The organism is Glycomyces tarimensis (assembly GCF_054776215.1).
Genome location: NZ_BAAHCB010000001.1, coordinates 94,832 through 113,339 on the forward strand (window position 1 = coordinate 94,832; position 18,508 = coordinate 113,339).

Genomic DNA, 18,508 nt, shown 5'->3' on the forward strand with positions numbered 1-18,508 from the left:
CCGCCCGACCGCCGCCGACCTCCGTCAGGGGAACCATCGATGGTGCAACAACTGGCCAACGGCGTTTTCGCCGGATCGATCTACGCGCTCTTCGCAATCGGATTCACGCTCGTGTTCGGGATCCTCCGCCAACTGAACCTCGCCCATGCCGCGATCTTCACGGCCGGCGCCTTCATCGGCATCGAACTCGTGGCGCGGTTCGACATCCCGGTGTGGCTGCTCCTCCCGGCCGTGGCCGTGGCCGGGGCACTCCTCGGGACGATCCTGGAGCGCCTCGCGTTCCGCCCGCTCGCGGGCCGCGACGACGAGCACTTCGCGGGGCTGATCTCCTCGATCGCCTTCGGCGGCGTGCTCATCGCACTCATCCACGCCCGCTACGGCACCGAGCCGCAGAGCTTCGGGCACGAGTACTTCCCGAACCGGCTCTACGAGATCGCCGGCATCCGCGTGACCCTGACGCAGATCGTGACGCTCGCGCTCGCGCTGGCGCTCATGCTCGGCCTCGCATGGCTCGTCTCATCGACATCGATGGGACGGGCCATGCGGGCCATCGCCGAGAACCCCACGGCCGCGAAGGTGCTCGGCGTCAACGTCGGGCTCGTGACCGCCGGGACGTACGCGCTGTCGTCCGCGCTCGGCTCGGTCGCCGGAACGCTGCTGGCGCTCAACCTCGGCCAGGCCGACCGCGGCCTGGGCGCCTCCGTGGAACTCGTCGGCTTCGCGGTCATCATCCTCGGCGGCCTCGGCTCCCTGTGGGGGGCCATGGCCGCCGGCCTCGTCCTCGGCCTGGCCGAGGCCATGACCGTCCACTGGTTCGACTCCACCTGGAAGGGCATGGTCGCCTTCGCCCTCCTGTTCGCGGTGCTCGTGCTACGGCCGCGCGGCCTGTTCAGCGCCGCCAAGGTCAGGGAGGTCTGATGCTCGCCGGCTACGACACCCTCATCACCACCATCGCGCTCGGCGCGATCCTGGCCTACTCCTTCCACGCGGTCCTCATGGCGGGGCAGCTGAGCCTCGGGCAGGCCGGCTTCGCCTCCCTCGCCGCGTACACCTCGACCCTGGTCGTGCCCGCCGAGCCCCTGCTCGGTTCGCTCTCGCCGGTCCTGATCGGGCTCCCCGTCGGGGCCGCGGTCGGCGCCGCCGCGGCCTTCCTCCTGGGGCTGCCGGTCCTGCGTCTGCGAGGGGTGTTCCTCGCGATCGCCACGATCGCCTTCGGCGAGATGGTGCGCGTGGTCATGACCAACTCGGCATGGACCGGCGGCGCGCTCGGCGTCCGCGTCGAGAAGTGGGTGACCGTCGACCTCGCGTGGATCGTCGTCGCGATCCTGGCCTATCTGTTCTGGCGGCTCGGCCCCTCCAGCGCCGGCCGCGCCTTCGCGGCCGTACGCGAGGACGAGCTGGCCGCCGGGTCGATGGGTGTCAACGTCGTCCGCACCCGCATGGCCTCCTTCGCCGCCTCCGGCGCGATCGGCGGGGTCTACGGCGTCATGTACGCCTACTTCTTCGGCCGCATCATCCCGTCCACGTTCGATTTCACGCTCGTGGTCGACGGCCTGGTCACCGCCGTCCTCGGCGGCTACCTGGTCTTCTTCGGACCGATCCTCGGCAGCGGCTTCCTCACCGCCGTCCCCGAAGCCCAGGAAGCGCTCGGACTGGAGGCCGGCTGGATCCACCCGCTGGTCACCGGTCTGCTCCTGCTCGCCGTGATCATCTTCCTGCCCGGCGGCCTGTCGAGTCTCGCCACGCGCGTGCGCCGCAGGCCGCGCCAGATCGGCGCCGACGAAGCCGGTGACCGGCTGCCGCCCCTGCCGGCGGCGGGCACCGAGATCGCGCGGCTGCGCGGCCTGAGCAAGCACTACGACGCTGTCCGCGCCGTCCACGGGATCGACCTCGAGATCCGCGCCGGCGAGATCCTCGGCGTCATCGGCCCCAACGGCGCGGGCAAGACCACCCTGATCAACATGATCAGCGGCCTCGAAACGCCCACCGGCGGCGAAGGCGACGTCCTCGGCATGCGACTCGGCCCGGCCGGCCGAGCCCACCGCTTCGCCCGCGCCGGCCTGAGCCGCACCTTCCAGCACTCCAAACTGTTCGACCGGCTCAGCGTCCTCGACAACGTCCTCGTCGGCGCCTACCCCGTCACCCGGTCGACCTACCTGCGCCGACTGCTGTGGCTGCCCTCGGCCCGCCGCGACGAACGGCGCGCGCTCGCGCTCGCCTGGAGTCAACTGCGGCGCGTCGGCCTCGCCGACCGGGCCCACCTGCGACCGGGTTCGCTGCCCTACGGCGACCAGCGGCGCCTCGAGATCGCCAGGGCGCTGGCGGCGCACCCGACACTGCTGATCCTCGACGAACCCGCCGCCGGCATGAACTTCGTCGAGGCCTCCGACCTCGCCCGGCTCATCCGCACGCTCGCCGACGACGGCATCGCCGTCCTGCTCATCGAACACAACATCCGCATGGTCCTCGACACCTGCACCCGCCTGGTGGTCATGAACTTCGGAGAAGTCATCGCCGCCGGCGAACCCCGCAAGGTGGCCGCCGACCCGAAGGTCGTCGAGGCCTACCTCGGCGCCCCCGAGACCGGGGAGAACGAATATGTCTGAGCCGATCCTGTCCATCGAATCCGCGCACGTCTCCTACGGCCGCGTCCACGCCGCCCGCGACGTCTCCATCGAAGTGCCCGAGGGCGGACTCGTCGCCCTCATCGGCGCCAACGGCGCAGGCAAGAGCTCGGTGCTCGCCGCGATCGCCGGACTGGTGCGGCCGAAGTCCGGGAAGGTCCGATTCGCGGGCCGCGACATCACCCACCGGGCCGTCCACCGACGCGTCGCCGACGGCCTGGTGCTCGTCCCCGAGGGACGCCAGATCCTCGGGTCCCTCACCGTCGCCGAGAACCTCCGCCTCGGCGCCCACGGCAGGCGCCGGCACGCCGCCGGGGAGTCCGAGATGTACGAGCTGTTCCCCGTGCTCGGGCAGCGGCGCTCGCTCGCGGCCGGATCGCTGTCCGGCGGCGAGCAGCAGATGCTCGCCATCGCCCGGGCCATGATCGCCCGGCCACGCGTGGTCCTGCTCGACGAGCCGTCGATGGGGCTGGCCCCCAAGGTCGTCGACGAAGTGTTCTCGGTGATCGAACGGATCCGCGCTGGCGGCACCACCATGATCCTCGTCGAGCAGAACGCCCGCAGGGCCCTGCGCGTGGCCGACACCGGATACGTCCTGGAGACCGGCGAGATCGTCCACTCCGGTGCCTCGTCCGAACTGCTCGCCGACCCCAGAGTGGTCAAAGCGTACTTGGGGGTCGAATGAGACCCGCGCCCGGTGAACCCCAAGCGGCCCCCGGAGCGGCCGGCCAGACCGCTCCCACGCCAGGCGCCGCGCAGCCTCGCCGCCGCTGGTGGTCGTCGATCCGAATCCGCACCAAACTCGCGATCATGCTGCTCGTCCCCGCGCTCACCCTCACCGGCATGGTGGGCGTGCGCCTGACCGAATCGGCCGCCGAGGCGCGCGTCGTCGGCGACACCGAGCACATGGCCGAACTCGTCGGCACCGTCAGCGAGGTCATCCAGGCCGTGCAGGCCGAACGCCTCTCGGCCGCGATGCTCGTCTTCCACGAGAACGCCGGGCTGGCCGACGCCGACACGCTCACCACCGGTTTCGAGGACGCCCAAGGCGCCTCGGAGGCCACCCTGAGCTCCCTCGACGCCGCCCGCACCGAACTCCACCAGCATCTCGACGGCGAGGTGCTGGCCCTGCTGGAGCGGGCCGACAAACCACTGGAACGGCTCGGCACGGCCCGCAGGGCCGTCCACAACGGCGCCGTCGACGAGGTGCACCTGACCGTGTACAACTCGATCGTCAACCGCCTCGCCGCCGTCCTCGACCGCGCCGTCGACATCGCCGGCAACGCCGACCTGAGCCGCGAGCTGCGCGCCGCCAGCCTCCTGCTCGACATCGACGAGCAGTCCGAACAGCTGCGCATCCTCGTCCTCGGCCTCGAGGACGGCAAACCGCTCGCGGGCAAGTACCGGCCGTTCATGAGCCTCACCACCGCGCGCGAAGAGGCCCTCGGCGAGTACCGCCGCATCACCGCACCGACCGACCCGGATGCCGCCGTGTTCAAGGTCGGCGGACTCGGCGCGGGCGAGAGCCGCCCGGCCAACCGGCTCGAAAGCCAGGTCGCCGGCTCGCGCTCCGACGACGCGCAGGAGATCGCCCACGGCGAGCTCATGGCCGCCTACGACGCCCGCCACGCGGCCACCGCCGCCCTCGTCGACCAGTCTCTGGCCGAAACCGAGGCACTGGCCTCCGGCATCCGCGACGCCGTGGTCGACCGCCTCCTCATCGAAAGCGCGATCACGGTCGCGACGCTGGCGATCGCGATCCTGATCGCGTTCGCCATCGGGCGCTCGGTCACCAGGGGCCTGAAGAACCTGTCGGGCTCCGCCCGGCGCATGGCCATGTTCGAGCTGCCGCGCGCCGTCAAGCACGTCGACGAACAGCAGGGACTCGGAGGGCTGACCCCCTCGGAGTTCGCCGCGCGCACCACTCCACCGCTGCAGACCAGCGGAAAAGACGAACTCGCCGAAGTCGGCGAGGCGTTCAACATCGTGCACCGCGAAGCGATCCGGATCTCGGCGCAGCAGGCGCTGCTGCGCTTCCACGTCGGCGCCATCTTCGTCCAGCTCGCCCGCCGCGGCCACTCGCTCACCGGCCGCCTGACCGCGGAACTCGACGAGGCCGAACGCAACGAACAGGACCCCGAGCGCCTGCAGCGGCTCTTCCGGCTCGACCACCTCATCGCGCTGATCGGCCGCACCAACGACAGCCTCCTGGTCCTCGGCGGCGCCTCGGCGGCGAAGGTCCGCACCACCGACGCGAAACTGTCGGACGTGCTGACCGCCGCGCAGAGCCGCATCGAGTACTACACCCGCATCGACCTCGCCTCCGACGACGGCGCCTGGGTCAAGGCGGACGCCGTCGACGACGTGGTGCAGCTGCTCGCCGAGCTCATGGACAACGCCACCCGCTACTCCGAGTCCTCCGCCGAGGTCATGGCGCGAGTTTTGACCGGCCGCGTGATCATCCAGATCCGCGACCACGGCATCGGCATCGACGCCGGGCGGCTCGAACACCTCAACGAGCGCCTGCTCCGGCCCACCCCGGTCGACCTGGAGGCGATGCAGGCCATGGGATTGACCGTGGTCGGACACCTCGCCCAGCGGCACGGCATCGAAGTGGAGCTGCGGCCCTCCATCGGCGGCGGCACGATCGCGGAGGTCGCCGTCCCGGGCAGCGTCCTCGTCTTCGGCGACGCCGAGCGGCGCCCGAGCGGACCGCCTGCCATCGCCGCTCACGCGGCGCCCGCCCCGGTGGACCCGCTCAACCAGCGGCGCAACGCACCGCTGTTCAACAAGGCCGACGACCACTCGCGGACCGCGTCGCCGCCGAACGGCGGGCACGTCCCGAACGCGAACGCGGTGCGAGGCGTGGCCGCGGTGGGGCCTCGCCAGGCCCGCGCCATCGACGCGCCCACCGAGTACCTCGGCAAACTCCCGCATCTCAGGTTCGACAGGCCGCAGGTCCACGCGGATCCGTCGCTGCGCGCCGGCCAGCCGCTCCCGAGGGAGGAACCGGAGATGCCGACGTACACCGAGGGCGGCCTCCCCAAGCGCCGTCCGATGTCCAAACTGGTCCCCGGAGCGGTGGCGCCCACATCCGAACGCTCCGGCGAGCCGATCCGCCGTGATCCGAAGACCATCGGCGCCACCTACTCGGCCTACGCTCGCGGCCTCACCGGCAGCCGAACCCCCACCACTCCCACGACCTAGCCGAAGGAGCCATCATGACGAGCCCCCAACTGGACTTTCTGCTCAACGACTTCGTCGGACGGGTGCCGCACGTGACGCACGTGATCGCGGTGGCCGCCGACGGGCTCTTGATCGCCTCGAACGACACCCTGCCGCGCGACGAGGCCGAGCGGTTGTCGGCGATCTCTTCTGGGCTGACGAGCCTGCTGGCGGGCGCCGCCCGATCGCTCCAGGCCGACCCGGTCATCAGCAACCTGACCGAGATGAACGGCGGGTACATGTTCTCCATGTCCGTCTCCAGCGGCGCGAGCCTGCTGGCACTGGCGGGCATCGGCTGCGACATCGGCCAGGTCGGCCACGAACTGGCCAACCTCATCAACCAGGTCGGGCCGGCGCTCACTCCCGCCGCGCGCCAGGTCGCCGCGGCCCGACAGCAGTAGCACGAGACCGCATCGAAGCCCCAGGTCCGGATCGGCTCTGGGGCTCATACGACGCGGCGAGGGCAAGGCCCCCGGCCGGTGTCGCGGTCGTCGATATATCGAGTCCGCCTGATCGTCATCGCCGGACGGGATCGAGTTCGTTCTCTCCGCGGGTGGGTATCCGAAGCTCCCATGGACGCCGATTTGCCGCATGCAGCCGGTGTCTTCGCGTACGCGAGCGGCCTCGCGCCGGCGGTCGCGCACGCCGCCGCTGGGAGTACGGCCACGCGGCACGGTGCGCGCTCCTGCTGGTCGGCCTCGTCTTCCTGCTGTTCGCCCGGTGAGACTTCGGCCGAGGCCATCGGCGGCGTTCGGGCCGTGCGGGCGCGCCGGCCGGCGGCAGTGGAGACCCCGTCGGCGAAGACGCGGGTCGAGTGGTTCCAGCCGACCGGGCTGTCGACGCGACCGCCCGGGATCAATGACGAGGACAAGGAGGAAGTCGCAATGGCGATGTTCATGACGATCGGCTACGGCGATCAAGCGGGATACGACCGGACCGACGCGTCCGTACGCGATGCGGCGCACGCTCACGATGCGCGCCTGCAAGCCGACGGCGCCTTGATGGGCACCGCCGGTGCCCCGGTGCAGGTCCGCAATCACGACGCAGCGGGGGTACGGACCACGAGCGGTGCTTACATGCGCTCGGAGCTTCCCATCGCCGGGTTCGCGCTCATCGAGGCGGCCGACATCGAGGAGGCGGCGCGGCTCGTCTCCCAGACGCCGTGCGCCGTGGCTCAAGGTGTCGTGGAGATCTGGCCGCTCGGCACGGCGTCCTGAGCGTGCCCGTTCGGCGGTTTCGGTGAGCTTCCGCCGCACTCGGCGCATCAGCGAGACGTCCGCCTCATCAGCCGGGCGGTCTATAGGGATGCAGTTTATACAACCAAACCCCTGGAAGCATCGGCACGAACGGTTTCGCGACATGCCCGCAGACGACGCGAAGGCCGGGAACCGCCATGCGATTCCCGGCCTCTTAAAAAGCCTTGCGGCTCAAGCGGTTTCGGTGATCTTCCGCTGCACCCACGGCATGAGGTCGCGCATCTTCTTGCCGACCTCTTCGAGCTCGTTGTCGGTCTGGACCTCTTGGAGCTTCTTGAAGTTCTCGCGCTTCTCCGACTCGGCGACCCATTCCTTCGCGAAGGTGCCGTCCTGGATCTCGCCCAGGACGCGCTTCATCTCGGCGCGGGTCTCGTCGGTGATGATCCGCGAGCCGCGCGAGACGCCGCCGTACTCGGCGGTGTCGGAGACGGAGTACCACATGTTCGTCAGCCCGCCCTCGTAGATCATGTCCACGATCAGCTTGAGCTCGTGCAGGCACTCGAAGTAGGCGGCCTCCGGCGCGTAGCCGGCCTCCACCAGGGTCTCGAATCCTGCGCGGATGAGCTCGGCGGTGCCGCCGCACAGGACGACCTGCTCGCCGAACAGGTCCGTCTCGGTCTCTTCCTTGAAGGTCGTCTTCAGCACGCCGGCGCGGGTGCCGCCGATGGCCTTGGCGTAGGCCAGCGCGACCTGGAGCGTGTCGCCGCTCGGGTCCTGCTCGACCGCGACCAGCGCCGGAACGCCCTTGCCGTCGACGAACTGGCGGCGGACCATGTGGCCGGGGCCCTTCGGGGCGACCATGGCGACGTTGACGTCGGCCGGCGGCTGGATCAGGTCGTAGCGGATGTTGAAGCCGTGGCCGAAGAACAGGCTCTGGTCCGCGCGCAGGTTCGGCGCGATCTCGCCGGCGTACAGCTTGGCCTGCACGGTGTCGGGGACCAGGATCATGATGATGTCGGCCCACTTGGCGGCCTCGGCCGGGGTGAGCACCTTCAGGCCCGCCTCCTCGGCCTTCGGACGCGACTTCGAGCCTTCCTGGAGCCCGATCACGACCTCGACACCGGAGTCGCGGAGGCTCAGCGAGTGGGCGTGGCCCTGCGAGCCGTAGCCGAGGACGGCCACCTTCTTGGACTGGATCAGCGCCAGGTCGGCGTCGTCGTCGTAGAACACTTCAGCGGACATGTGTTGATTTCTTCCTTACTTGACTAACTCGGCGAGACGTAGCGGGACAGCGAGGCCATCGATTTGGCCCCGCGCCCGAGCGCGACGGTCCCCGACTGGACGAGCTCCTTGATCCCGAACGGTTCGAGGACTTCGAGGAACGATTCGATCTTGTCGGAGTTCCCAGTGACCTCGAAGGTGACCGTGTCGGGTGTGACGTCGACGGACCGGGCCTTGAACAGGTTCGCGGCGGCGACGACCTGGCCGCGGGTGGCGGCCTCGGCGCGGACCTTCACGAGCAGCAGTTCCCGCTGCACGGAGGCGTCCGCTTCGAGCTCCACGATCTTGAGCACGTGGATGAGCTTGTTGAGCTGCTTGGTGACCTGTTCGAGCGAGCCCGCCTCGACGTCGACCACGATGGTGATGCGGCTGACGCCGGGGTGCTCGGTCTCGCCGACGGCGAGGGAGTCGATGTTGAACCCGCGCCTGGAGAACAGGGCGGCGACGCGGGCGAGGACGCCCGGCTTGTTCTCGACGAGGACGGACAGCGTGTGCTTGCTCATCAGATCTCTCCCTCGTCCTCGAAGTTCGGCCGCACGTCGCGGGCGTAGAGGATCTCGTCGTTGGAGACGCCGGCCGGGACCATCGGCCACACCATGGCGTCCGGGCCGACGACGAAGTCCACGACCACCGGCCGGTCGTTGATCGCGTTGGCCTGCTTGATGATGTCGTCGACTTCCTCGAGCGTCTCACAGCGCAGGCCCACGCAGCCGAGGGCCTCGGCGAGCTTGACGAAGTCCGGCACGCGCGGCGACTCCGCGCTGTGGTGGGTCGACAGGTCGGTGCTGGAGTAGCGCTTGTCGTAGAACAGCGTCTGCCACTGGCGGACCATGCCGAGGTTGCCGTTGTTGATGACGGCGACCTTGATCGGGATGCCCTCGATGGCGCAGGTGGCGAGCTCCTGGTTGGTCATCTGGAAGCAGCCGTCGCCGTCGATGGCCCAGACCATGCGGTCCATCTGGCCGAGCTTGGCGCCCATGGCCGCCGGGACGGCGAAGCCCATGGTGCCCAGGCCGCCGGAGTTGAGGAAGGTGCCGGGCCGCTCGTAGGAGATGAACTGGCTGGCCCACATCTGGTGCTGGCCGACGCCGGTGGTCCAGATGGTGTCCTCGTCGGCGAGCTTGCCGAGCCGGTCGATGACGTGCTGGGGGGCCAGCAGCTCCTCCGGGGCGTGGGGCTCGTAGCCGAGCGGGTAGCGCTCGCGCAGGTCGTCGAGGGTCTCCCACCAGGCCTTCAGGCGTTCGCGGCCGGGGTCGGCGTAGGCCTCGACCATGGCCTGGAGGGCGGCCTTGCAGTCGCCGACGATCGGGACGTCGGCCTCGCGGTTCTTGCCGATCTCGGCCGGGTCGATGTCGACGTGGACGACCTTGGCCTCGGGCGCGAAGGAGGACAGCTTGCCGGTGACGCGGTCGTCGAAGCGGGCGCCGAGGGCGATGAGGAGGTCGGACTTCTGGAGCGCGTGGACGGCGGGCACGGTGCCGTGCATGCCCGGCATGCCCAGGTGCTGCCGGTGGGAGTCGGGGAAGGCGCCGCGGGCCATGAGCGTGGTGACCACCGGGGCGCCGGTCAGCTCGGCGAGCTCCAGCAGCTCGGCGTGGGCGCCGGCCTTGATGACGCCGCCGCCGACGTACAGCACGGGGCGCTTGGCCTCGGCGATGAGCGAGGCGGCCTCGCGGATCTGCTTGCCGTGCGGCTGGGTGGTGGGCCGGTAGCCGGGCAGGTCCATGCGCGGGGGCCACACGAACGGGGACTTCGCGTTGAGGATGTCCTTGGGGATGTCGACCAGGACGGGGCCGGGGCGGCCGGTGGCGGCCACGTGGAAGGCCTCGGCCAGGACGCGCGGAATGTCGGCGGCGTCGCGGATCAGGTAGGAGTGCTTGGTGATGGGCATCGTGATGCCCTGGATGTCGGCTTCCTGGAACGCGTCGGTGCCGATCGCGGTGGAGGCGACCTGCCCGGTGATGGCGACCATCGGCACGGAGTCCATGTGGGCGTCGGCCAGCGGGGTCACGAGGTTGGTGGCGCCGGGGCCGGAGGTGGCGATGCAGACGCCGACCTTGCCGGTGGCCAGCGCGTAGCCGGAGGCGGCGTGCCCGGCGCCCTGTTCGTGGCGGACGAGGACGTGGCGCACCTTCACCGAGTCGAGGAGCGGGTCGTAGGCTGGGAGGATCGCGCCCCCCGGGATGCCGAAGACGGCCTCGACCTCAAGCTCCTCCAGAGCCCTGACGACCGCCTGCGCGCCGGTCAGGACGGGCGCGGCGGCGGACGGCGTGTGCTGCGGCGGGCCCGGCTTGGGGGCCTTCGGCCTGGCGGGCTGAGCTTTGGCAGCCTGCGGCCCTGGCTTCGGTGCCTTCACTGGTGTGCTCATGTCCTTCGTCCAATAGGGAGTATTTGGCTGACTGTTCGACACTTGGGACGTCGTTCCCCGGGCAGAAAAAATCGCCCGCGTGCTTAGACGCACGGGGCGAGCGCACCGTCAGGGAAACGACGGTGCGCTAGATAAGTACTACGACGAGCAGCCGCTCGGGGGCGGCTGTCTGGAAGTAGCTCTGCTGCGGCACGTTCCCAGCATGCATGATTCCGGCCCGTGAGTCAACTTTTCCCAGAGTGCGAGACGTCGCGGCGCGGCGCGCTCACTCGGACGCGATCGCCGGGAGGCTCTCGCTCAGCCACCGGGTCAGGTCGTCGGGCGGCATGGGCCGGGCGAGGAGGTAGCCCTGCACGAGCGGGGCCTCGGCCTTGATCATGGCCTCCAGTTGGGTGTCGGTCTCGACGCCTTCGGCGATGACCTCCATGCCGAGGCGCCGTCCGAGTTCGACGGTCACGGCGGCGAGGGGACCGACGCCGCCGTCGTCCTTGGCGACCAGGTCGCGGTCGATCTTGATGATGTCGACCGGGAGCCGGTCGAGCTGGCCCAGTGAGGAATAGCCGGAGCCGAAGTCGTCCAGGGCGATGCGAACGCCGGCGCCTCGGAGCGCTTTCAGTTGCGCCACCAGGGTGTTCATCTGGTGGGAGAAGTCGTGCTCGGTGACCTCGAGGACGAGCCGGGAGGGCAGGACGCCGGCGGCGATGAGCGCGGCGTTGACCTCGGTGGCGAACAGGTGCGTGTGGAGCTCCTTGACCGAGACGTTCACCGATATCCAGGCCTTGATGCCGGCCGAGTGCCACAGGGCGAGCTGCTCGGCGGCGCGGTTGACGGCCCACACAGCGAGGTCCTGGGTGAGGCCCGACTCGGTGGCGGCGGGGATGAACTCGCCGGGGCTCACGTGGCCCAGGCGCGGGTGGTGCCAGCGCAGCAGGGCCTCGGCGCCGACGATCGAGCGGTCCGCCAGTGCGAACACCGGCTGGTAGACCAGCCGCAGCTCGTCGCGGGCGATCGCGCCGCGCAGCTCCTGGGTGAGCTCGTTGCGGCGCCGGACCTTGCGGTCGAACTCGGCGTCGTAAGTCTCGTAGCGGTTCTTGCCGGCCTGCTTGGCGGCGCGCAGGGCGAGGTCGGCGTTGCGCAGGAGGATCTCGGGGTCGTCGAGGCCGTCGGAGGTGGTGGCGATGCCGACCGAGCCGGTGGTGAAGACGGTGGACTCGTCGTGGAACTCGTAGGGCTCGGAGAGCTTGGCGACGAGGTCGCGGGCCATGGAGACGGCCTCGGAGCGGCCGGCGCGCAAGAGGATCGCGAACTCGTCGCCGCCCAGGCGCGCACCGAGGTCGGTCGGCTGGAGGAGTTCCTTGATGCGCCGGGAGACCTCGACGAGCAGCTCGTCGCCGAAGTCGTGGCCGCGCGTGTCGTTGACGTTCTTGAAACCGTCGAGGTCGAGCAGGAGCAGCGCGGTCGTGTGCTCTTCGGCGGCGACGCCGTCCTCCAGTCCTTGGAGGAGGGCGCGGCGGTTGGCCAGGCCGGTGAGCGGGTCGGTGTAGGCCATGCGGGCCAGTTCGGTCTCGAGGCTGCGGCGCGCGCCGACGTCCTCGACGCGGGCGACGAGCCCGCGGACCTGGGGTTCGCCGCGCAGGTCGGTCACGACCGTCTCGGTGTAGCGCCAGCGGCGGGCCGAGTCGCGCACGCGCACGTTCAGCGAGACCTGGCCGGTGGCGTTGACGCCGTCGAGGAGCGCGCGGAGGTCTTCGGCGGCACCGCGCCGGTCGTCTGCGTGGACGAGGTCGAGGAAGGGCGCGCCGATGCAGTGGCCGGTCTCGGTGGCCGGGCGCCAGGCGGAGGACTCGGGGTGCCAGGTGACCGTGAGGCGCGGGTCGAGGACGAGGACGGTGTCGGAGGCGACGCCCACGATGGCCGACAGGCGCCGCTGGCGGTCGGCGGCCTCGCCGGTGACGCGGCGGACGTCGAGGTTGCTGAGCACCAGCCGTCCGCCGAGCGCGGCGGCGGCTCCGAGGGCGAGCAGCGCGGCGTCGAGCGGCAGGGGGCCGGAGGACGCGCCGTTGTGGAGGAACACGGCGGTGGCGAGGACGGCGGCCCCGCCCATGACGGTGTAGTGGAGGGAGGGGTAGTTGGGTTTGTCGATCGCGGGCTTCTGGCGCAGCGCGAGGTAGGTGACGCCGAGCAGGGCCGCCGTGGAGGCCACCCAGGCCACGGACCACCACAGGCTCGCGGTGTGCGGGCGCTGCCACTGCCAGGTCGCGAACAGGGCCATGCTGCTGGTGTGGACGGCCAGGACGGCCATGTAGGCGAAGGCGTGGCGGCGTCTCCAGCGGTTGAGTCGGAAGGTGGTGGTGAATCCGACGCCGAGGAGGATGATCCCGAGCATGCCCGGGACGACGATGGCGAGGTCCGAGGTGGTGATGTGGCCGCGGTGGGCCTGGAGCCAGGGTCGGGCGACGACGAGCCAGAACGCGAACAGCGCGCAGATGCCGACGAAGCTGCCGTCGACGAGGCGGCGCTGGACGGCCGCGCCGTCCCAGCGTTCGTCGGGCAGTCGCAGCAGGGCCAGGCCGAACAGGCCGAGCGCGGCGGTGAAGCCGAGGCCGGCGACGAAGGACGCGGCGCCGGATGGCAGCCAGCAGGAGGCGGCGACGGCCGCGGCGGTGGTCTGCACGCCGACGGCCATGAGCTGGTAGGAGATGCGGCGGGTGGGCGCCAGGTGGGCGGCGGTGCGCCACATGAGCAGTCCGGCGCAGGCCGCGCCGAGGCTGCCCAGACTCGCGGCGGTCGTCACGTGGAGTCCGTCGGGGGACGAGCGCAGGCCGGTGACGATGGCGGCCGCGAACACGGAGCACCACACTGCGGTGGCCGCGATCCACGACGTCAGGAGGCGCGCGCGGCGGGGTGATGGCGACATGCACAGAGCCCAATCCTAGGAAGCCTCGTGGGATACAGAATGCCCCATCCTCCGGCGCACGGAAACCTCGGCCCAGGGCAGGCGCGGCTTGCATGTGCATCCCCAGTAGACCGCCGCGACGGATTCATCGCGCGGAACTACGCTGCGTGAGAAGGAAGTCCGTATAAGCGGACCTTCAAGGCGTCCATGAGCTCATCGCGTGCGCGCTCGGCCTCGGCGGCGCGCTCGGCGCGCTCACGCTCGGCCTCGCGCACGAGGTCCTTCGCCCGGTCGAGCTCCGAGCGCAGGTCGGCGATCTGGCGGTCGCAGTGCTCGCGGTTCGTGACCTGCTTGGCCAGCGCGGCGTAGTGGTGCCACAGCAGCACGGCCGCGCCGGCGACGAACAGCACGGTCAGGATCCAGTGCAGGAAGACCAGCGACAGCAGCGCCGCGACGCCCAGGCCGCCGCAGGCGGCCGCGGTGAACGTCGTCGACGGCCCCTCCAGGTCGAAGCCCCGCTCGAGCCGCTGCCTGGCCGCCTCGAACTCGGCCTTGTCGTGGCCGTCGCGGTCGACGGTGACCTTCGCGCCGACGCGCTTGACGGTCCGCGTGATCGGCGCCCGCGACTCGGGCGGGGCGGCCAGGTGCTCGACGCGCGACCGCAGCAGCGGCGCGGCCAGCTCGAACGCGAGCGAGCGCAGGGCCGCGGGGCCCTCGGGGTCGAACAGGTCGCGGCGCAGCAGCTCGGCGACGGTCCCCTCCGGCGCCGCCCAGGTCGGCTCGGAGCGCTGGAGCCGGTCCTCGGGCAGGTGCAGCTCCTCCATCGCCCGCACCAGCGGCAGCTCGGCGGGGCTCGGCTCCTCGATGAGCTCCTGGAGGTACCGGCGCCACCGTTGGTCGGGTTCGGCGGCGGGGAGCGGGGGCGGCGCGGGCGCGGCGAGGTGGCCGGCCAGCGCCGCGAACGCCGCGGGCTTCGCCGGCGGCGCGCCTTCGACGGTGCCGAAGGCGAGGATCGCCTGGTCCCAGGCGCGCAGCTCGCTCTCGTCGAGCGTTCGAGGGTCGAACAGGGCCTTCAAGCGCTCGCCGAGATGCTCGACGGCGGTGCCGAACTCGCCTTGGGCGGCGTGCTCCCACAGCGCCCGCCATCCGGCCGCGACCTGTCCGGGCTCGGCCAGGCCGAGGTCGACCGGCTCGCCGAGCAGGCGCAGGACGGCGGCGTCGACGAACACCGGCTGCGCGAAGCACACGCCGACGGTGAGGTTGAACAGCTCGGCGCGGATCGGGTCGCGCTCGCGGGCGGTCTCGAGGCCGCTCTTGCGGTCGGTGAACGGGCTTCCCCCCTGCCGCGGAACACTGGCACGATCGCGCAGGACCAGCGGCAGCACGGCCATGGCGGCGGGCGGCATCCAGTAGCCGGGGACGTCCTCGACGTCGGGCACCGCGGTGGGCAGGCCGCCGGCCAGGGCCCGGAAGGTCTTCCGGATCTCCTTGCGCGCGGTGTACTCCTCGAACTCGAGGAGCTGGAAGCGCAGCTCGGTCCACTCCAGGACGGTGTCGACGCGGTCGGCCACCGAGCTGAGCCGGCTGTCGACGCGCTGAAGGTCGCCCTTGAGCTCGTTCTTGGTCTGCTGGATGTGGCGCTGCTGGGTGCGCCGCTGCGCGGCGAGCTCGGCGTCGATCTCGTTGATGGCCCGGGTCTGCGACCATTCCTGGCCGAACTCGGTCCAATTCCACTGGCTCACGCGGGTCATCGGGATCGCTCCGGGGGTGCGGTGTCTGGGCGGGCGTACTCATTGTGACCGGTGGACGCAAACAGCCGGGCCCTTGCGGGCCCGGCTGCGGTGCGGTGCGGTGCGGTCTAGTCGACCTTGCGGACGGCGCCGTCGCTGGCCGGAGTGGCCATCGAGGCGTAGGCGCGCAAGGCGGCGCTCACGGTGCGGTCGCGGGCGACCGGCGTGAACGGGTGCTCGCGCTTCTCTTGGGCCACGCGGCGTTCGGCCAGGGTCGCGTCGTCGACCTTGAGCTCGATGCGGCGGGCGGGGATGTCGATCTCGATGAGGTCGCCGTTCTCGACCAGGCCGATCATGCCGCCGCCGGCGGCCTCGGGGCTGATGTGCCCGATCGACAGGCCGGAGGTGCCGCCGGAGAAGCGGCCGTCGGTGATGAGCGCGCACTTGCGGCCCAGGCCGCGGCCCTTGAGGAACGAGGTCGGGTACAGCATCTCCTGCATGCCGGGGCCGCCCTTGGGGCCCTCGTAGCGGATGACGACGACCTCGCCTTCCTGGACGGTCTTGTCGAGGATGCCCTGGACGGCGTCCTCCTGCGACTCGAACACGCGGGCGGGGCCGGAGTGCGTCAGGTTCTCGTCGGGAACGCCGGCGGTCTTGACGACGCAGCCGTCCTCGGCGAGGTTGCCGAACAGGACGGCCAGGCCGCCGTCGGCGGTGTAGGCGTGCTCGACGGAGCGGATGCAGCCGGACTCGGCGTCGGTGTCCAGGCTGGCCCAGCGGTTCTCGGTGGAGAACGGCCGGGTCGTGCGGACGTTGCCGGGCGCGGCGTGGAACAGCTCGATGGCCTCGGGCGCGGGGTGCTCGGCGCGGATGTCCCACTTGCCGAGCCACTCGGCCAGGCTCGGGGAGTGGACGGAGTGGACGTTCTCGTGGAGCAGTCCGCCGCGGTAGAGCTCGCCGAGGATCGCGGGGATGCCGCCGGCCCGGTGGACGTCCTCCATGTGGTAGTCCGGCGAGTTCGGGGCGACCTTGGAGACGCACGGGACGCGCCTGGAGACCTCGTCGATGTCGGCCACCGAGAAGTCCAGCCCGGCCTCGCGGGCGGCCGCCAGCAGGTGCAGGACCGTGTTGGTGGACCCGCCCATGGCGACGTCGAGCGCCATGGCGTTCTCGAAGGCGTCCTGGGTGGCGATGCTGCGCGGCAGGACCGACTCGTCGTCGTGCTCGTAGTACTGCTTGCACAGGTCCATGACCACGCGCCCGGCCTCGGAGAAGAGGCTCTTGCGGGCGGCGTGGGTGGCGAGCGTGGAGCCGTTGCCCGGCAGCGACAGGCCGATGGCCTCGGTCAGGCAGTTCATCGAGTTCGCGGTGAACATGCCCGAGCAGGAGCCGCAGGTGGGGCAGGCGGCCTCCTCCATCTTCAGCAGATCGGCGTCGGAGACGTCGTCGTTCGCGGCGGCGACCATCGGGTCGATGAGGTCGAGCTTGCGGGTGACCACGCCGTCCTTGTCGACGGTCTTGCCGGCCTCCATCGGGCCGCCGGAGACGAAGACGACGGGGATGTTCAGGCGCAGGGCGGCCATGAGCATGCCCGGGGTGATCTTGTCGCAGTTCGAGATGCACACGAGCGCGTCGGCGCAGTGGGCGTTGGCCATGTACTCGACCGAGTCGGCGATGATCTCGCGGCTGGGCAGCGAGTAGAGCATGCCGCCGTGGCCCATGGCGATGCCGTCGTCGACGGCGATCGTGTGGAACTCGCGGGCGATCCCGCCGGCGGCGGTGATGGCCTCGGCGACGATGTCGCCCATGTCCTTGAGGTGGACGTGCCCCGGGACGAACTGGGTGTACGAGTTGGCCACGGCGATGATCGGTTTACCGAAGTCCGAGTCGGTCATGCCGGTGGCGCGCCACAGCGCGCGTGCGCCGGCCATCTGACGGCCGTGGGTGGAAGTGCGTGAACGTAGCGCTGGCATGGACCAAGTCTGCCACGTCCCATATGGCGGGATGAGGCGCCCGGTTCTTAGGATGTGCTCGCGGTTTCAGAACTTGCGGATCATGACGCCCGCGACGGCCTCGGCCGGGCAGGGTCCGTGGCGGCGCGAGTCCTCGCCCGCGGGGTTGTCGCTCAGGAGGAAGTAGTGGGCCGCCGGGACCTCGTCTTCGGTGCCGGGCATCGGATCGCCCGGGCCGGCCGCCACGCGCTTGACCCACCACGGGCCGCGCTTCGGGCGCTGCTCGGACCAGCCGAGCACGGGATCGGGCGCGGCGACCACGACGACCTGACCGACCTCGATCCGGCGGGTGCGCCGCGCCAGCACTTCGTCGCCCTCGCGCAGCGCCGGCTCCATGCTCGCGCCCTCGACGTTCACCAGCAGCCAGCGCCGCCGCAGCTGCCGCACGCTCTCGATCAAGAGCGCCACGGCGGCGACGAGCGCCAGGACACTGAGCCAGATGTTCGCCTCCACGGGTCAGGGCAGGTCGTTGACGAGCTCGGCGATCCCCCGGCGCCGGCCGGTGAAGAACGGGATCTCCTCGCGCACGTGCATCCGCGCGCGGGAGGCGCGCAGCTCGCGCATGAGGTCCACGATCCGGTGGAGCTCGTCGGCCTCGAACGCGAGGATCCACTCGTAGTCGCCCAGCCCGAAGCTCGGCACGGTGTTCGCCCGCACGTCCGGGTACCCGCGCGCCTGCATGCCGTGCTCGCGCAGCATGTCGCGGCGCTCCTCGTCCGGCAGCAGGTACCACTCGTAGGAGCGCACGAACGGGTACACGCACACATAGTTCCGCGGTGCCTCGTCGGACAGGAAGGCCGGGAGGTGACTGCGGTTGAACTCCGCGGGCCGGTGCACCGCCATGTTCGACCACACCGGCGCCAGGTGCCGCCCGAACGCGGTGCGCCGCAGCTCGGAATAGGCCTTCTGGAGCCGGTCTGAGGACTCGGAGTGCCACCACACCATCACGTCGGCGTCGGCGCGCATCCCCGTCAGGTCGTAGAGCCCGCGCACGGTGACGCCGCCGTCGGCGCAGTGCTTCTCGAAGAACGACTCGGTGTCGGCGACGAGGTCCTGGCGAATGGACGGGAACGGCTCGGCCACGCGGAACACCGACCACAGCGTGTACCGGATGGTCTCGTTGAGTTCCTTGATCCGCTGTGCGTTCGGGTTGTTCGTCTGCTCGGTCACGTTGCG

Annotated in this window: 14 protein-coding genes; 6 read left to right on the top strand and 8 right to left on the bottom strand. The window is 70.8% G+C overall.

Annotated features, from left to right (window positions below; translation table 11 throughout):
- The first annotated feature begins 39 nt into the window (after window positions 1-39).
- From ACYVK3_RS00480 to ACYVK3_RS00505, 6 genes are all read left to right on the top strand, one after another.
- The gene (locus ACYVK3_RS00480; protein WP_460495272.1) at window positions 40-918 is read left to right on the top strand and encodes a branched-chain amino acid ABC transporter permease; all 879 of its coding nucleotides are present in this window, start codon (window positions 40-42) and stop codon (window positions 916-918) included.
- The gene (locus ACYVK3_RS00485) at window positions 918-2,606 is read left to right on the top strand and encodes a branched-chain amino acid ABC transporter ATP-binding protein/permease (protein WP_460495273.1); all 1,689 of its coding nucleotides are present in this window, start codon (window positions 918-920) and stop codon (window positions 2,604-2,606) included. Before ACYVK3_RS00480 ends, ACYVK3_RS00485 begins: the two co-directional genes overlap by 1 nt.
- Complete coding sequence (locus ACYVK3_RS00490) at window positions 2,599-3,309, top strand: ABC transporter ATP-binding protein (RefSeq protein WP_460495274.1); 711 nt, start codon at window positions 2,599-2,601, stop codon at window positions 3,307-3,309. The genes ACYVK3_RS00485 and ACYVK3_RS00490 overlap by 8 nt, the downstream gene beginning before the upstream one ends.
- Window positions 3,306-5,831: a sensor histidine kinase gene (locus ACYVK3_RS00495; RefSeq protein WP_460495275.1), complete on the top strand. Its 2,526-nt coding sequence runs from the start codon at window positions 3,306-3,308 to the stop codon at window positions 5,829-5,831. The genes ACYVK3_RS00490 and ACYVK3_RS00495 overlap by 4 nt, the downstream gene beginning before the upstream one ends.
- A 14-nt stretch (window positions 5,832-5,845) precedes the next feature.
- Window positions 5,846-6,250, top strand: coding sequence for a roadblock/LC7 domain-containing protein (locus ACYVK3_RS00500; RefSeq protein WP_460495276.1), 405 nt, complete (start codon window positions 5,846-5,848; stop codon window positions 6,248-6,250).
- A gap of 483 nt (window positions 6,251-6,733) precedes the next feature.
- Window positions 6,734-7,066, top strand: a complete 333-nt coding sequence (locus ACYVK3_RS00505) for a YciI family protein (RefSeq protein ID WP_460495591.1) — start codon at window positions 6,734-6,736, stop codon at window positions 7,064-7,066.
- 210 nt (window positions 7,067-7,276) lie between these two features.
- On the opposite strand, the gene ilvC is transcribed toward ACYVK3_RS00505, so the two are convergent.
- The 8 genes from ilvC to hemQ all read right to left on the bottom strand — a co-directional run bounded on the left by ilvC (window position 7,277) and on the right by hemQ (window position 18,502).
- Window positions 7,277-8,287 (bottom strand): NADP-dependent ketol-acid reductoisomerase, encoded by a 1,011-nt coding sequence (ilvC, locus tag ACYVK3_RS00510; RefSeq protein WP_460495277.1) that lies wholly within the window; start codon window positions 8,285-8,287, stop codon window positions 7,277-7,279.
- Window positions 8,288-8,310: 23 nt separating this feature from the next.
- Complete coding sequence (ilvN, locus tag ACYVK3_RS00515; protein ID WP_460495278.1) at window positions 8,311-8,829, bottom strand: acetolactate synthase small subunit; 519 nt, start codon at window positions 8,827-8,829, stop codon at window positions 8,311-8,313.
- Entirely contained in the window at window positions 8,829-10,694 is a 1,866-nt protein-coding gene (locus tag ACYVK3_RS00520) for an acetolactate synthase large subunit (RefSeq protein WP_460495279.1), read from the bottom strand. Before ACYVK3_RS00520 ends, ilvN begins: the two co-directional genes overlap by 1 nt.
- Before the next feature lie 265 nt (window positions 10,695-10,959).
- Complete coding sequence (locus tag ACYVK3_RS00525; protein WP_460495280.1) at window positions 10,960-13,611, bottom strand: putative bifunctional diguanylate cyclase/phosphodiesterase; 2,652 nt, start codon at window positions 13,609-13,611, stop codon at window positions 10,960-10,962.
- A gap of 137 nt (window positions 13,612-13,748) precedes the next feature.
- Window positions 13,749-15,341, bottom strand: a complete 1,593-nt coding sequence (locus ACYVK3_RS00530) for a hypothetical protein (protein ID WP_460495281.1) — start codon at window positions 15,339-15,341, stop codon at window positions 13,749-13,751.
- Window positions 15,342-15,448: 107 nt separating this feature from the next.
- Complete coding sequence (ilvD, locus tag ACYVK3_RS00535; RefSeq protein WP_460495282.1) at window positions 15,449-17,293, bottom strand: dihydroxy-acid dehydratase; 1,845 nt, start codon at window positions 17,291-17,293, stop codon at window positions 15,449-15,451.
- Between the two features lie 66 nt (window positions 17,294-17,359).
- On the bottom strand, window positions 17,360-17,785 hold the full coding sequence (locus ACYVK3_RS00540) for a S26 family signal peptidase (protein WP_460495283.1): 426 nt from the start codon (window positions 17,783-17,785) through the stop codon (window positions 17,360-17,362).
- Window positions 17,786-17,788: 3 nt separating this feature from the next.
- Window positions 17,789-18,502, bottom strand: coding sequence for a chlorite dismutase family protein (hemQ, locus tag ACYVK3_RS00545; protein WP_460495284.1), 714 nt, complete (start codon window positions 18,500-18,502; stop codon window positions 17,789-17,791).
- Window positions 18,503-18,508 lie beyond the last annotated feature (6 nt).